Consider the following 13,123-nt stretch of genomic DNA (forward strand, 5'->3'; position numbering starts at 1 on the left):
AGAGGACTTGGCAGTACCTCTTTCTGTGATGTGACGGTCCCCACCGGGTCGCGGTGCCGGCTGCGCCGCCCACACCCGGGCATGGGCATGGGTATGGGCATGGTCTTTGGTCCTTGCCGGCAGGCCGTCTGGTCGCCTCCGACCGGCCCTCCGCCCCCTGTTTCCACAAGCGTCGGTTGTATAAATTCAGGTCACGAGCCGCGTGATCGGGAAGGCATGCGTCGCCGCGAGGGACGGGGCGGGCGTGGCGAGGCCCCAGCACCCCGCGGTCAGGGAGGTGGGCGATGAGGTCCGACCCGAGACCGGCCGCTGCCGGGCGGCGCCACGACGTCCTGCGGGTGCTCAAGGCGGCGAACGGGCCGCGCAGCATCACACAGATCGCCACGAGTCTCGGCGTGCATCCGAACACCGTCCGGTTCCACCTGGACACGCTCGTCGAGAACGGGCAGGTCGAGCGGGCGACGTCCGACCGCGATCGGCCCGGCCGGCCACCGTCGCTGTTCCGCGCGCGTCGGGGGATGGACCGGACGGGGCCGCGGCACTACCGACTTCTGGCCGAGATCCTCGCCGAGAACCTGGCCGCCGAGCCGGACCCGGGCGCACGGGCGGTCGCGGCCGGTCACGCCTGGGGGCGCGGCCTCGCCGCGGCGACGCCCGGCGCCTCCAGTGAGCAACGGCCTGTCGGGCGCGGCGACGGCGGCGACATCACCGGACCGGCGGAGCCGGCCGAACGGTTGGTTCGGCTGCTCGACTACCTGGGTTTCGCGCCGGATCCGCCGGACACCGCGACGTCCGCCGGCGCCGACCTGCGTGTCGGGCTGCGGCACTGCCCGTTCCTGGACCTCGCCGAGACCATGGCGCGGGTCGTGTGCCCGATTCACCTGGGTGTCATGCGCGGTGCCCTCGAGGCCTGGGCAGCGCCGCTGACCGTCGACCGGCTGGAGCCGTTCGCCGAGCCGGACCTGTGCCTCGCCCATCTGGTCCCCGCGCGGGCCGGCTCATGACCACCGGACAGTCGGTCGCCGTCGCGATGACGTTTCTCTGGCTGGGCATGGTGCTCGCCATCTCGTTCCTGGAGGCGCCGCTGAAGTTCCGCGCCCCCGGCATGACCCTGAAGATCGGCCTGGGTGTCGGTCGGCTGGTCTTCCGGGCGCTCAACACGGTCGAGGCCGTCCTCGCGGTGGTGGTCGTCGCCGCCCTCGCCGCGGACCGGCCTCCTGCGGCCGCCCTCGTCGTCCTCTCGGTGGCGGTCGCGGTGCTCGCCGCGCAGCTCGCGTTCGTCCGTCCGCGGCTGACGCGCCGTTCCGACGCGGTCCTCGCCGGCCTGGACGCGCCCCGCTCGCGCGCGCACCATGCCTACGTCGCGCTGGAGACGGCCAAGGTCGCGACGCTGCTCGCCGGCGGCATCCTCCTGCTGACAACGGCCTGACCACGAGCCCACCAGACACGGGCCCCACCAGACACGGGAAGGAAGATCGCGCCGTGGAGAAGACCTCATTGACCGCGCTGGCAGACGAGCAACTGGCAGTGGCCCGGCAGGCTCCCGCCGGCCGCGCCGCGCACACCATCCACGGCGGGCACGACCATATGCTGCGTCAGACCGTCATCGCCCTGCTCGCCGGCCGCGAACTCGCCGAGCACGAGAGCCCCGGCGAGGCGACCTTGCAGGTACTGCGGGGCCACGTGCGGCTCACCGCCGGCGAGGAGACCTGGGACGGCGGTGCGGGCGACCACGTCACTATCCCGCCTGTACGCCACGCCCTCGCGGCCGTCGACGACTCGGCGGTTCTCCTCACCGCAGCCGGTCAGGCATTCCGGGCCACATCTCCGTAGACGCTGACCAGCCCGAGCCCGGTTCGATCCCGAGTCACGATGCGTGCCACCCCTCGGGAGCGCTGCTGCCGACCAGGGCGAACACGGTGGCCGTGGCACCGCCACCGCCAGGACGGCGACTGTCGAGTCCACGATCCGACCATCCGCCGACGACAGCGAAGGGCGCAGTACCGACCATCTGGCTGAATTTGTAGAACATTCACCTATGACCTAGGTACTGGTCGGGTGTCGTAGCCACTGGACGCGGCGGCCCGGCCGGGGGATGAACCCCGGCCGGGGCACCCCCCGGTCAGCTCGCGAAGCTGGCGGCCATGCCGGGTTCGTAGCCACCCGCTGGGTTGCGCACGATCACGTTCATCCGGTTGGCCGCGTTGATCAGGCCGAGGAGGCAGACGAGGGCCGCGATCTGGTCGTCGTCGTAGTGCTTGCGGATCTGGGCCCAGGTCTCGTCGGATACGCCGAGGTGGGCGTCGGCGAGCCGGGTTCCCTCTTCGGCGAGTGCCAGCGCGGCTCGCTCGGCCTCGGTGAATACGTCTGCCTCGCGCCAGGCGGCGACCAGGTTGAGTCGGGTGGAGGTCTCACCGGCAGCCGCGGCCTCCTTGGTGTGCATGTCGACGCAGAAGCCGCAGCCGTTGATCTGGCTGGCCCGCAGCGACACCAGCTCCTGGGTGGGCTTTGGCAGCGACGACTGGTGGATCACCAGGCTGGCGCTCGCGAACCGCTTGCCGAACCTGGTGGCGAGCTCGTTGCCGAACATGTTGAATCGGGCGTCCATGATGTCGTCCTCACTCGTGGTGTTGCGTGCTGCCGCACTGGACGAACACCAGATGCCAGCGACCCCAGTCCCCGTGACGACGTGGCCTTATGACCTGGACCACATATCACTCCGACCGTCGGCTCGCGATCGGCGGATCAGCCGCCATCGGCCGCGGTCGCGACCGGCCCAGTCGGACGTCCATCGGCGATATCCGGCCCCGCTGTCCACGCTGCCGTCCCGTCGTCGCGTGACGGGGCAGCCGACGGCGGAAGGGCTGCCCTGGGTGTCACAAACCGGCGGGGTCTGGCGTCTCATGGCTGGTCCAGCCGCGCGTGAATAGGAGTTATCCATGGCCGGTACTTCGCCGATGACGCCCGACGCTGTGAGGCCCATGAAGGAGGACGCCTGTCCAGACCCCGCTACCGAGGTGTTCCTCGCCCACCGCAACCTGCTGTTCACGGTCGCCTACGAGATGCTCGGCTCGGCCGTGGACGCGGAGGACATCCTCCAGGAGAGCTGGCTGCGCTGGGCAGGCGTCGATCTCGCCACCGTGCGGGACCAGCGGGCGTACCTGGTGCAGATCACCACTCGTCAGGCGCTGAATCGACTGCGCACGCTTGGCCGGCGCAGGGAGTCCTACGTCGGCCCCTGGCTGCCAGAGCCCTTGCTGACCGCGCCCGACGTGGCCGAGGATGTCGCGTTGGCCGACAGCGTCTCCATGGCGATGCTGCTGGTGCTGGAAACGCTTCGGCCGACCGAGCGGGCCGTGTTTGTGCTGCGCGAGGTGTTCGACTTCGGGTACGACGAGATCGCGGCAGCCGTCGACAAGAGCCCGGCCACGGTCCGCCAGATCGCTCACCGGGCGCGGGCGCATGTCGCCGCGCGCCGTCCTTGTGCGGTCGTCTCCGCAGCTGAGACCCGAGGCGCGCTCGACGCGTTCCAGCGGGCGGTCGAGACCGGCGATCTGCAGAACCTGCTGGACATCCTCGCCCCGGACATCGTCCTGCTGGGTGACGGCGGCGGGGTCAAACAGGCCGTGTTGCGCCCTGTCGTCGGAGCGGGCAAGGTAGCCCGGCTGCTAGCCGCCGGGCTGGGCAGGATCGACGCTGTTATGTCGCTGCAGCAGGTACAGGTCAACGGCTACCCGGCGCTGATCCTCCGGCTCGACGGCGAGATCGACAGCGTCGTGGCGGTACGCATCGACGACGGCCTCATCACCGGGCTCTATGCCGTCCGCAACCCCGAGAAGCTGTCGCGCATCGAGCGGGAAACCGCCCTTCGCCGCTGAACGCGGCCAGCGAGTGCGGACAGGTCCAGCCTCACGCGCACTCGGCTTCGGCTGCGGATCCACTGTTCGACACCGCCGTCGAGGTGCCCGGCGACACGCAGTAGATCATGGTGGACAACGTGTCCGAACTCGCGCCCCACACGGAGACCATGGCTGGCGGCCGGTGCGAGGCTGGTGGGGTGACTCTGTCGAAGCGTGCGTCCTGGTTCCTGATCGCGGTGGGTGTGTGGACGTGGGCGATCTGGCCGAATTTGTAGAGCATTCACTTATGACCTAGGTACTGGGCCGACGCTGACGCGGCGGCCGGGAAGGTACGGCCGTGCTCGCGGTAGTCCCAGACGATGGTGCGGAGGAGGACGGCGCGGCGGGTGCTTCGCCCTCGTCTGCGCGGGTGCGGTGTTCGATGCAGGCGGGCCCGTTGAACGCGCGCAGCGCCGCGCGGAATGAGTAGTCCCCGCTTTACTCGGCCGGGGGCGTCGGCCCGTACCTCGGGCGCAACGACCGGCAGGGTGATCGTGATGACCGGGCCGCCTGGCGCGGGCAAGACCACAGTCGCCCGGCAGGTGGCCGACCGGCTCTCCCTCAGCGTGCACCTGCACGCCGACGATTTCTGGCACTTCATCCGCCAGGGCGCCATCGCGCCCTACCTGCCCGAAGCACACCACCAGAACACGATTGTCATCGATGTGGTGGCCCGCACCGCGTTCGGCTACGCCGCCGGTGGCTACGACGTCATCTGCGACGGCATCAGCGGCCCCTGGTTCCTCGACGCGTTCCGTGCTGCGCGCACGGCCAGCGGAATCGAGCTGCACTACCTCGTGCTGCGCCCCGACGAGGCGACGACGCTCCGCCGAGCGACCAGCCGGACCGCCACCGACGCCTTGACCGACCCCGAGCCGATCCGCTCGCTTCACCACCAGTTCAGCAGCCTCGACATCCTCGAGCCCCATGTGCTGGACTCCAGCGGCATGGATCCTGCGGCCACGGCTGAGGTTGCGCTGCGCGGGATCGCCAACGGTCACTACCGGCTCAGCTGAGCTCTATCGGTCCGCCACACGGTCCACAGTTCTGACAATTCCTCGGTACTGGATCTGGGCCATGCCGTGCCGGTGGTGGCCAGTGCCTGCGAGGGCGCCAGACGGCGGGTAACCCGCGTGAGGAGCGTCCCGCTGGAGGGGCACATGCCGCCGATCGATGATCGACTAGGGCAGGAGGGTGAGCGTCCGATTGGCTTTGACGACGGTGAAGTGTCGGCGGTCGACGGTGGCGACCTCGTCAACGCCGAGTCGTTCGGCGCAGGCGATCACCGATGCGTCCACGGTGCCCAGGGGCAGGCTGCGGTACTGGTTGACCAGGTCCGCGATCCGTAGCCAGTCGGTCGGGTGGACGGCCTCGACATCGAACGCCCCGGAGGCCAGGTCTGCGAGGAAACGTAGTTCAGCCTGCGTGCCGAGCCGGGTACCGAGTAGGTAGACCACCTCGGTGATCACAAGGGTGGGGACGATCAGCGGTCCGGGATGGGTTTCCAGCAGGTCCGCGCAGGCCTCGTGATGTTGGTCGTCGGCGTCGACGTACGCGTAGAGCGGACCGGCGTCGACTACGAGGGCTATGACGCCACCTCGTTGGCGAGGATCTCCTCCATGCGTTCGGAGATGTCCTGCCGGCCGCTGCGGCCGGCGCCCCGAGCGCCGAGCACCCGCCGACCGTTGGTCGTCTCACCCCGTTCGAGGAGTTCGGCGAGACCCGCCGGTACGATCGCGGCCAGCCGCCGGCCCTTGTCCGTCAGGTAGACGACCTGACCAGACGCGGCAGCCTCTCGGACGACCTCGGCAAGTTGGTCGTCGGGGGGGAGCGGCATCTCCGTCATGACGACATCGTAACTTCGGTTCACCCGCCTCACCCTCTGTCGATCTTCTCGCTCTGGGCGGGCCCCGATGGTCCCGTCGATTCAAGACCGCTTGAGCAGCAGGCCCGTCGCGACTCCGGCCGGTATCCCACCCTATGGCGATCAACGTGGCTGAAATCGCGCGCCCACAGAGAGGCCACGGGGCCTGTGGGTGCCAGGCTGGTGGGGTGACTCTGTCGAAGCGTGCGTCCTGGTTCCTGGTCGCTGTTGGTGTGTGGACGTGGGCGATCTGGCCGAATTTGTAGAACATTCACCTATGACCTAGGTGCGGCGCTCCCAGAGCTTGTGTCGTGTCTCCTCGTGTCCAGGACGCCTTCTTTCACACGCGGATGTCTACGCTGGATCGCATACGTGATCATGGTGTGGAGGTGCGGGTGGAGGCGTTCTCTCGAACTGATGGTGACGGGTACCGCCGTCGGCGAGCCTTGATCTCCATGTTGTCGTGACGGGGGAGTTCCCATCGCTGAAGGCTCGGCAGCTCCTGCGCGTGCTCGGGCTGCTGGGGTACCGGGTGACCAGGCAGGACGGCTCGTCCCACCGATGGCTGGAGGCGGAAGGGCGCCCGCGGCTCCGGTTGGCGTTCCACGATCGTGTGACTGTTGGTCCGGGCCTGGTTCGTCAGATACTGGTGAAGCAGGTGGGCCTGACCGTGGAGGAGGCACTGGAGGTGATCCACGGTGGCTAGGGTGATCACGGTGATCGTGCGGCGGGACGGCGAGTCCTGGTCGGCATGGTCGCTGCAGTGCCCTGGTCTGGCGGTTGCGGAGCCGACCGCAGCGGAGCTGCGTGGGGCCCTGCCCGAGGCGCTTACCTGGTACTTCGACGGAGACTCCGACTTCGAGATCCTTGTGCATCTTGAGCAGGAGCTGCGCGGGGTCGTCGTTCGGATTGCTCAGGATGCCTTCGGGTGGGAGCGGCAACTGGTCGCGGAGCGGCTGGGTGCTGCGCTCGGCGTCGAGGACCAGGCGGAGCGGCTGCGTGCGGCGCCACCGAACTCCGTGGGGGAGATCGTTTATGTGTGCGCGCTGCCGACTGACCCGATCTCCTGGCTGACGGCTCAGGTTGACGACGTCGCAGATCCAGTTGTCGTTGCGCTGCCCGCGGCAGAGTCGATGCTGTGGACCCTGCAGTTCGGTAACGGGAGCCGAGTTGGCGCCGGGCCGGTCGACGTCGGCTACCTGCCAGACACGACATTCGGCGAGATCATGACGACGTTCACCGGGCCCGGGCTGAAGCTCAGCGCATAGGGAGTCTCGGTGATCCGGCTTCTGGAGGTGGTTGTGCCCGCCGTGCTCGACCTCACGTGGTGCGACCGCCCTTGATCGGCTGGTCCGGTCGCTCGGGTGCGAAGCTGGTGGGGTGACTCTGTCGAAGCGTGCGTCCTGGTTCCTGGTCGCTGTTGGTGTGTGGACGTGGGCAATCTGGCCAAATTTCCTTCGGAACGTGTGGAAGGATGATCGTTCCTGGGACAATGGCCCGACCAGCTTCTTTACAGTCCACCTGGTCCTGACCGTCGCCTCCCTCGCCATCGGCTCGGTCGTCGGCTGGCTCGGCATTCGCGGGGCGCGCGCGGCCCGTCTCGGCGCCTCCAGCGAAGCTGTCGCGTCTGACCGATTGATCGGTTCCGGTCGCTGACGCCTCCAGCGGGTCCGATCCGCGGATTGCGATCGCGGCTCCTGCGCGGGAGAGTCAGTGGAGCTCGCACTCCCACGGTTCGAGCTCCGGTTCACCGGACGGATGGCGTCCCGTGCAGTACCGGTAGAGCCAGAGGGCAGCGCGGCGCTCGGCGTACTTCTGGTTGGTGGGTTCGCCCTGGTCGTCGAGTTCAAGGACGTTCGTGAAGATCGCGAAGCAGATCTCCATCTGGGATGGCGACTCCTTCAGCTCCGTCCAGTAGTCGATGCCGTCCAGCAGTGGATGGCCGACCGAACCCCTGGCGACCCACCCGGCGAAACGGCCGATTGCTCCCGACGCACCATGGCTGATCCGCTCAGACACGCCGGAACCCTACCTGCGGCACACCGCGCACACCGCGCACGGCAAGGACCCCGGCGGCCCGATGCGCCGACGGGGCCCACCTCGCTTCGCTCGACGCCCGTGCGTCGGAGCGTGTCCGAGTGTCGCCCGCTGATCCCGGCGGGCCGCGGCGTAGTTGCTTCTGCGCGTCAGGACACGGGAGATCATCGGCGTGTCGTCGGCCTCGGTCACGGCTCGAGGGCTCGGCTTGAAGTGGCAAGCGGATGGGTCAGCGTGGCCGCGGCAAGGCGTGGTCGGTCGGCAGGGCGACCTGGCCGGTGACGAACTCGCTCCACAGGCCGAACGAGTACGGGCCGTGTGGGTCGGCCGTCTCGACATAGCTGACCGGACGGCCGCCGGCGGTGGTCGTGGCACCGAAGGTGATGACGAACCGGGTGGTGCCCGGCCTGTTCTGCGGCGGGGTTTCGTTGGGTGGCAGCAGTTCGTCGATCGCCCAGGTGTACTCCCGCTGATACGGGATCGTGGCCCGCTCGAGCGTCTGCTCGAGTACGAGGCCGGTGGCGGGAAACGCGAGAAGGACGCCGGGGCCGCCGGCGACCTGGCTGTTCACCGCGACGGCCTCCACCTGGCTGCCGTCCAAATAGGTCCCGACCGCCGAACCGACTCTCGACCCAGGCGGGCAGGCGGCAACGCCCTCGGTGTCAATGGTCTGCCTGGAACAGACCGGGAACGCGGTGGGATTGAAGCGGAGGGCCGAGTCGAAGAGAAAGACGAATCGCCGGGCGCCGGCCGGTATGCCGCCGTCGGCCGTGCGGCTGTGACGGTCGAATGTCACCCGCACGCCTCGGGGGGGTTCCGGTGCGGCTGACCGAGACCTTCAGCCGGTCAAGATTCACCGGGCCTTCGACCTCCGGCTCCGCAGGGCGCTGTGGTCCGAGTGGGGCCGGATCCGGTGGGGATGGAGATCCTGCGGCCGCGCCGGTGGCGGCGGTGAGAAGCAACGAGGATATCCCTGCTACGCAGGCTGCGATTATCCGCGCGGACATCGCCGCGCCTCGACGCGGTCGCCCCGCGCGCCTGCCTGTACGGTTCGCCGACACCGCAGCGGACGTCCGTAATGCGGGGTTGGGTTTCCCATGCCAGCGGTAACGGCCGGAGTGTGTGTCAGGTTCCGAACGGCGGCGCGTGGGCGGACGATTCACGTGCTCCGCAGCTCTGCGTCGAGTCGTTGTGGCCAGTCCTCGTCAGCCAGGCCGCCGGCAACGAGAACGTCGCGCCAGTCGGTCCTCAACAGGCGCAGACTGGCGGCGAACCGGCGCCATGATCCAGCCGATGAAAGCACCAGCGCGGCCTGGACGCGCTCGACGTTCTGCCCACCGTAGAATTCCGTGTCCAGGGCGCTGAGCTGCCCGATGATCTCGGTGCTCGTACCGGCGTCGAAGTCCCGGTCGATCCGGCTCGTCAGGCGCCTGCTGGGTTCGGCCACAGTCCCGCATTTTCTCATGATGGTTACGGCAGCGGGACTGCACGCGTAGTGTCGCTGCCGGCACGGGCGCGGTTAACCCGGTCGAGCGGTTCCGAGTGTCCTGAGCCGATGATCCGGAGGGGACGTCGTGCGGGTTCGAAGCGCCGTTGTGTGTGGGGTCGCACTGGTATCGCTGGCCGGATGTATCTCGGCCGAGGACGGGGAGGCCCGGCCTCCCGCAGGTCCGACTTCCGCGGCAGGCCCGCTCGGGACGTTTCAGTAGCGGGTCGAGGTGACCGCCTTCGTGACTGCCTTCCGCGCGACGTTCCCCGCCCTGGCCGACGGCCGGTCAGATGAGGCCATCGCATCGGACGTGACTCAGGTCTGTCTGAACGACCTGCAGGACCCGTCTACGGGTCAGCCCGTGCCCGACGGGGAAGCTGTCGCCCTACGGCGAATACCGAGCAGGTTTGAGTGGAACGGGATCACCCCGGACTGGACCATGTCGAGGACGATCCTGGCGCTGGCCACGGGCACGGCGTGCAGCCCGGTGGAGGGGAGGTCAGTGCGAGCTGGCGTCCTGAGCCACAGGCCGCAGCCTCGTCCGCCTACTGTCTGATGAATCGCACGCGACCCTAGTATCGACGGTGTGACCAGGACGGGTGCCCGGCCGGTGGCGGCTGAGCTGCTGCCGCATCTGCGCCGGGTCCGCGATCACATCGATCGGCACTACCGGGAGCCGCTCGACCTCGACGTGCTTGCCCGGGTCGGCCGGATGTCGAAGTTCCACCTGGTCCGAAGCTTCGAGGCGGCCTACGGGGAGACCCCGATCCGGTACGTCACGCGGCGCCGGATCGAGCGTGCGCAGGACCTGCTGCGGCACGCGAACCTCACGGTCACCGAGGTGTGCGTGATGGTGGGCTTCGCCAGCCTCGGGTCCTTCTCCGCCCGGTTCACCCAGCTCGTCGGGGAGAGCCCGACCGCGTACCGGAACCATTGGGCGGCCCGCGGCGGCCCGCACGTGCCGGGGTGCTACCTGTTCATGCGCGGCGCGATGGACCTGCGGTGCACCTCCGACACGACCTTGGACGGCGCAATCTGAGAGAAGCGTTCCCGCGGCCGCGCGGCGTACGGTTCCCGCATGATCACAAACATCTCGCTGGTCACGATCTACTGCCTTGACCAGGACAAGGCCCGTGACTTCTACGTCGACGTGCTCGGTTTCGAGCCGCGTACGGACGTCTCGATGGGCGGCGAGTTCCGCTGGGTCACGATCGGCCATCCCAGCCAGCCCGAGCTGGAGGCGACCCTGATGGTCCCGGGGCCGCCGCTGGACCCGGACGCTGCTGACTTCGTCCGCCGGCAGCTCGGAAAGGGGCAGATGGGCGGGCTCGGGCTGCGGGTCGACGACTGCCGCAAGACCTTCGAGGAGCTGAGCGCGAAGGGCGTCGAGTTCCTGCAGGAGCCCGCCGACCGCCCCTACGGGGTGGAGGCTGTGCTGCGCGACAACTCCGGTAACTGGCTGGTCCTGGTCGAGCCGAAGACCTTCAACCCGGAGGACTTCGCCTGACGGCTCGCGCCCGCTCCGGTGACCGCACCCGCGTCGCGGGCGGTTCCGGCGGCCGCGGGCCAGGAGCTGTCGGTGGGGTCCGGTAGACAGGTGGCATGGCGGATCAGGCGACGGTCAGCGGGACACTGCGCGATCGGGCGGAGGAGCTGCTCCGGGCTCTGGCCGGGCCGGGCGCGGTCCTGCGTGACGACCAGTGGCAGGCGATCGACGCGCTCGTCAGCGGGCGGCGGCGGGTGCTGCTCGTCCAGCGCACGGGCTGGGGGAAGTCCGCGGTGTACTTCCTCGCCACGGCGCTGCTGCGCGGTCTCGGCGACTCGGACCCGGGTGACTCGGACCCAGGTGACTCGGGTTCAAGCGGTCCGAGGCCGGGGGGCGGTCCGGCCGCCCGGGTGGGGCCCACGGTGATCGTCTCCCCGCTGCTGGCGCTGATCCGCAACCAGGCGGCCGCGGCGGCACGGGTGGGCATCCGGGCCGGGGAGATCCATTCGGGGAACCTCACCGAGTGGGACGAGGTCTACGCCGCGCTGCGGGCGGGGGAGCTGGACCTGCTGCTCGTCGGCCCGGAGCGGCTGAACAACCCGACCTTCCGCGACGAGTACCTCCCGGAGCTCGCGGCCACGACGGGGCTGCTCGTCGTCGACGAGGCGCACTGCATCTCCGACTGGGGCCACGACTTCCGTCCGGACTACCGCCGGCTGCGGTCACTGATCGGCGGGCTGCGGCCGGACGTGCCCGTGCTCGCGACGACCGCCACGGCCAACGCGCGGGTGGTCGAGGACGTCAGCGAGCAGCTCGGGGCCGGCTCCACGAGCGCGGAGACCGTGGTCCTGCGGGGGTCTCTCGACCGGGAGAGCCTCCGGCTGGCGGTTGTGTCGCTTCCCGCGGCCGAGCAGCGGTTCGGCTGGCTGGCCGACCATCTCGCCGAGCTACCCGGCTCCGGGATCATCTACACGCTCACCAAGCCGGGCGCGGAGGAGCTGACCGCGTTCCTGCGCGGCCAGGGCCACGAGGTGACGACCTACCACGGCGGCACGGAGCCGGCCGAGCGCATCGCGGCCGAGGAGGACCTGCTCGGCAACCGGGTGAAGGCGCTGGTGGCGACGAGCGCTCTCGGGATGGGCTTCGACAAGCCCGATCTCGGGTTCGTCGTCCACGTCGGTGCGCCGAACTCGCCGATCGCCTACTACCAGCAGATCGGGCGGGCCGGGCGTGCGGTGGAGTCCGCCGAGGTCGTCCTGCTGCCCGCCACCGAGGACCGTGACATCTGGCGGTACTTCGCCGACACGTCGTTCCCCCCGGAGCCGGTCGCCCGGCAGGTGCTGGACGTCCTGGCCCAGGCCGGGCGGACGATGTCGACGCAGGCGCTGCTCGCCGCCGTCGACCTGGGGCACTCCCGGCTCGAGCAGATGCTGAAGGTGCTCGACGCGGACGGCGTCGTCCGGCGGGTCAAGGGCGGCTGGGAGGCGACGGGCGAGCCGTGGGTCTACGACGCCGAGCGCTTCCGCCGCGTCGCCGCCGCGCGGGCCCGCGAGCAGCAGGCGATGCTCGACTACATCGCCACGCCGTCCTGCCGGATGGAGTTCCTGCGCCACGCGCTCGACGATCCGTACGCGGTGTCGTGCGGCCGGTGTGACCGGTGCACCGGCCGGGTGTGGTCCACCGAGGTCTCCTCCCGGTCGCGGGACAGCGCCCGCGAGGAGCTGCGCCGGACGGGCGTGCCCATCGAGCCGCGCCGGATGTGGCCGACGGGCATGCGCACGCTGGGGGTCGCCGCGTCCGGCCGGATTCCCGCGTCGGTCACCGCCGAGCCCGGCCGCGTGGTCGCACGGCTCAACGACCTGGGCTGGGGCAACCGGCTGCGCCAGCTGCTCGCCCCTCCTCCCGCGGCCCTGGACGGCCCCGTCCCCGACGACCTGTTCGAGGCGGTGGTGCGGACCCTGACCGAGTGGCGGTGGGAGCGGCGCCCGGCGGCGGTGGTGACCGTGGCGTCCAGGACACGCCCGCGCCTGGTGGCGGACCTCGGTGAACGGATCGCGGGGGTCGGGCGGCTGCCGTTGCTGGGGCAGCTCCCTCGCGTGGCCGGCGGGCCCGCGGCCGGCCGGGTGCACAACAGCGCCCACCGCCTCGCCGGCCTGTGGTCGGCCTTCGAGGTGCCACCGCCCCTCGCCGGCCCGCTCGCCGAGCTGACCGGGCCGGTACTGCTCGTCGACGACCTGATCGTCACGGGCTGGACGATGACCGTCGCGGCCAGGGCGCTGCGCCAGGCCGGAGCGCCGGGCGTGCTGCCGTTCGCCCTCGCCGTCGAGACCGGCTGAGCGGGCGCCACC

Annotated in this window: 18 protein-coding genes; 11 read left to right on the forward strand and 7 right to left on the reverse strand. The window is 70.0% G+C overall.

Annotation, left to right across the window (positions count from 1 at the left end; genetic code table 11):
- Positions 1-284 precede the first annotated feature (284 nt).
- The 3 genes from FMEAI12_RS29845 to FMEAI12_RS29855 are packed head-to-tail and all read left to right on the forward strand — an operon-like array spanning position 285 to position 1,833.
- Positions 285-1,004, forward strand: a complete 720-nt coding sequence (locus tag FMEAI12_RS29845; protein ID WP_112108658.1) for a metalloregulator ArsR/SmtB family transcription factor — start codon at positions 285-287, stop codon at positions 1,002-1,004.
- On the forward strand, positions 1,001-1,429 hold the full coding sequence (locus FMEAI12_RS29850) for a hypothetical protein (RefSeq protein ID WP_112108659.1): 429 nt from the start codon (positions 1,001-1,003) through the stop codon (positions 1,427-1,429). Before FMEAI12_RS29845 ends, FMEAI12_RS29850 begins: the two co-directional genes overlap by 4 nt.
- A gap of 53 nt (positions 1,430-1,482) precedes the next feature.
- Entirely contained in the window at positions 1,483-1,833 is a 351-nt protein-coding gene (locus tag FMEAI12_RS29855) for a cupin domain-containing protein (RefSeq protein ID WP_112108660.1), read from the forward strand.
- A 289-nt stretch (positions 1,834-2,122) separates the two neighbouring features.
- On the opposite strand, the gene FMEAI12_RS29860 is transcribed toward FMEAI12_RS29855, so the two are convergent.
- Positions 2,123-2,608: a carboxymuconolactone decarboxylase family protein gene (locus FMEAI12_RS29860; protein ID WP_018501429.1), complete on the reverse strand. Its 486-nt coding sequence runs from the start codon at positions 2,606-2,608 to the stop codon at positions 2,123-2,125.
- Positions 2,609-2,939: 331 nt separating this feature from the next.
- Between FMEAI12_RS29860 and FMEAI12_RS29865 the strand changes: the two genes are divergently transcribed.
- Entirely contained in the window at positions 2,940-3,878 is a 939-nt protein-coding gene (locus FMEAI12_RS29865) for an RNA polymerase sigma-70 factor (protein WP_026239466.1), read from the forward strand.
- A gap of 31 nt (positions 3,879-3,909) precedes the next feature.
- Here the strand turns inward: FMEAI12_RS29865 and FMEAI12_RS37430 are convergent, their stop codons facing one another.
- A complete protein-coding gene (locus tag FMEAI12_RS37430) occupies positions 3,910-4,140 on the reverse strand; it encodes a hypothetical protein (protein ID WP_165938779.1) in 231 nt (76 codons plus the stop codon).
- 256 nt (positions 4,141-4,396) lie between these two features.
- Here FMEAI12_RS37430 and FMEAI12_RS29875 point away from each other — a divergent pair, with 256 nt between their 5' ends.
- On the forward strand, positions 4,397-4,915 hold the full coding sequence (locus FMEAI12_RS29875) for an AAA family ATPase (protein WP_235014793.1): 519 nt from the start codon (positions 4,397-4,399) through the stop codon (positions 4,913-4,915).
- A 165-nt stretch (positions 4,916-5,080) separates the two neighbouring features.
- On the opposite strand, the gene FMEAI12_RS29880 is transcribed toward FMEAI12_RS29875, so the two are convergent.
- Both FMEAI12_RS29880 and FMEAI12_RS29885 read right to left on the reverse strand, forming a co-directional pair.
- Positions 5,081-5,488, reverse strand: coding sequence for a type II toxin-antitoxin system VapC family toxin (locus FMEAI12_RS29880; RefSeq protein WP_112108662.1), 408 nt, complete (start codon positions 5,486-5,488; stop codon positions 5,081-5,083).
- Positions 5,485-5,745, reverse strand: a complete 261-nt coding sequence (locus FMEAI12_RS29885) for a hypothetical protein (RefSeq protein WP_018640218.1) — start codon at positions 5,743-5,745, stop codon at positions 5,485-5,487. Before FMEAI12_RS29885 ends, FMEAI12_RS29880 begins: the two co-directional genes overlap by 4 nt.
- Before the next feature lie 481 nt (positions 5,746-6,226).
- Here FMEAI12_RS29885 and FMEAI12_RS29890 point away from each other — a divergent pair, with 481 nt between their 5' ends.
- From FMEAI12_RS29890 to FMEAI12_RS29900, 3 genes are all read left to right on the forward strand, one after another.
- The gene (locus FMEAI12_RS29890; protein ID WP_112108663.1) at positions 6,227-6,469 is read left to right on the forward strand and encodes a type II toxin-antitoxin system HicA family toxin; all 243 of its coding nucleotides are present in this window, start codon (positions 6,227-6,229) and stop codon (positions 6,467-6,469) included.
- Positions 6,462-7,031 carry a hypothetical protein gene (locus tag FMEAI12_RS29895; protein ID WP_112108664.1) on the forward strand — a complete coding sequence of 190 codons (570 nt, stop codon included), beginning with the start codon at positions 6,462-6,464 and terminating at the stop codon, positions 7,029-7,031. Before FMEAI12_RS29890 ends, FMEAI12_RS29895 begins: the two co-directional genes overlap by 8 nt.
- Positions 7,032-7,143: 112 nt before the next feature.
- On the forward strand, positions 7,144-7,419 hold the full coding sequence (locus tag FMEAI12_RS29900) for an SCO4848 family membrane protein (protein ID WP_071066077.1): 276 nt from the start codon (positions 7,144-7,146) through the stop codon (positions 7,417-7,419).
- Between the two features lie 54 nt (positions 7,420-7,473).
- Here FMEAI12_RS29900 and FMEAI12_RS29905 read toward each other — a convergent pair whose 3' ends face one another.
- From FMEAI12_RS29905 to FMEAI12_RS29915, 3 genes are all read right to left on the reverse strand, one after another.
- Entirely contained in the window at positions 7,474-7,782 is a 309-nt protein-coding gene (locus FMEAI12_RS29905; protein WP_071066076.1) for a hypothetical protein, read from the reverse strand.
- A 247-nt stretch (positions 7,783-8,029) separates the two neighbouring features.
- On the reverse strand, positions 8,030-8,596 hold the full coding sequence (locus tag FMEAI12_RS29910; protein ID WP_146776793.1) for a hypothetical protein: 567 nt from the start codon (positions 8,594-8,596) through the stop codon (positions 8,030-8,032).
- Positions 8,597-8,959: 363 nt separating this feature from the next.
- On the reverse strand, positions 8,960-9,247 hold the full coding sequence (locus FMEAI12_RS29915; protein WP_112108666.1) for a hypothetical protein: 288 nt from the start codon (positions 9,245-9,247) through the stop codon (positions 8,960-8,962).
- Between the two features lie 628 nt (positions 9,248-9,875).
- Between FMEAI12_RS29915 and FMEAI12_RS29925 the strand changes: the two genes are divergently transcribed.
- The 3 genes from FMEAI12_RS29925 (at position 9,876) to FMEAI12_RS29935 (ending at position 13,111) form a co-directional block, all read left to right on the forward strand.
- Positions 9,876-10,328: a helix-turn-helix transcriptional regulator gene (locus FMEAI12_RS29925; protein ID WP_112108668.1), complete on the forward strand. Its 453-nt coding sequence runs from the start codon at positions 9,876-9,878 to the stop codon at positions 10,326-10,328.
- A 39-nt stretch (positions 10,329-10,367) separates the two neighbouring features.
- Complete coding sequence (locus FMEAI12_RS29930; RefSeq protein ID WP_112108669.1) at positions 10,368-10,796, forward strand: VOC family protein; 429 nt, start codon at positions 10,368-10,370, stop codon at positions 10,794-10,796.
- A gap of 95 nt (positions 10,797-10,891) precedes the next feature.
- On the forward strand, positions 10,892-13,111 hold the full coding sequence (locus FMEAI12_RS29935) for a RecQ family ATP-dependent DNA helicase (RefSeq protein WP_112108670.1): 2,220 nt from the start codon (positions 10,892-10,894) through the stop codon (positions 13,109-13,111).
- The last annotated feature ends 12 nt before the right edge of the window (positions 13,112-13,123 follow it).

The sequence above is a fragment of the Parafrankia sp. Ea1.12 genome (assembly GCF_900465275.1).
Classification (GTDB): Bacteria; Actinomycetota; Actinomycetes; order Frankiales; family Frankiaceae; genus Parafrankia; species Parafrankia soli.

What these genes read in the sequence shown, in the direction of transcription:
- FMEAI12_RS29860 (WP_018501429.1), bottom strand. Translation starts at nt 2,608, where the DNA reads ATGGACGCCCGATTCAACATGTTCGGCAACGAGCTCGCCACCAGGTTC.
- FMEAI12_RS29845 (WP_112108658.1), top strand. Translation starts at nt 285, where the DNA reads ATGAGGTCCGACCCGAGACCGGCCGCTGCCGGGCGGCGCCACGACGTC.
- FMEAI12_RS37430 (WP_165938779.1), bottom strand. Translation starts at nt 4,140, where the DNA reads ATGCTCTACAAATTCGGCCAGATCGCCCACGTCCACACACCCACCGCG.
- FMEAI12_RS29875 (WP_235014793.1), top strand. Translation starts at nt 4,397, where the DNA reads ATGACCGGGCCGCCTGGCGCGGGCAAGACCACAGTCGCCCGGCAGGTG.
- FMEAI12_RS29850 (WP_112108659.1), top strand. Translation starts at nt 1,001, where the DNA reads ATGACCACCGGACAGTCGGTCGCCGTCGCGATGACGTTTCTCTGGCTG.
- FMEAI12_RS29885 (WP_018640218.1), bottom strand. Translation starts at nt 5,745, where the DNA reads ATGACGGAGATGCCGCTCCCCCCCGACGACCAACTTGCCGAGGTCGTC.
- FMEAI12_RS29935 (WP_112108670.1), top strand. Translation starts at nt 10,892, where the DNA reads ATGGCGGATCAGGCGACGGTCAGCGGGACACTGCGCGATCGGGCGGAG.
- FMEAI12_RS29865 (WP_026239466.1), top strand. Translation starts at nt 2,940, where the DNA reads ATGGCCGGTACTTCGCCGATGACGCCCGACGCTGTGAGGCCCATGAAG.
- FMEAI12_RS29930 (WP_112108669.1), top strand. Translation starts at nt 10,368, where the DNA reads ATGATCACAAACATCTCGCTGGTCACGATCTACTGCCTTGACCAGGAC.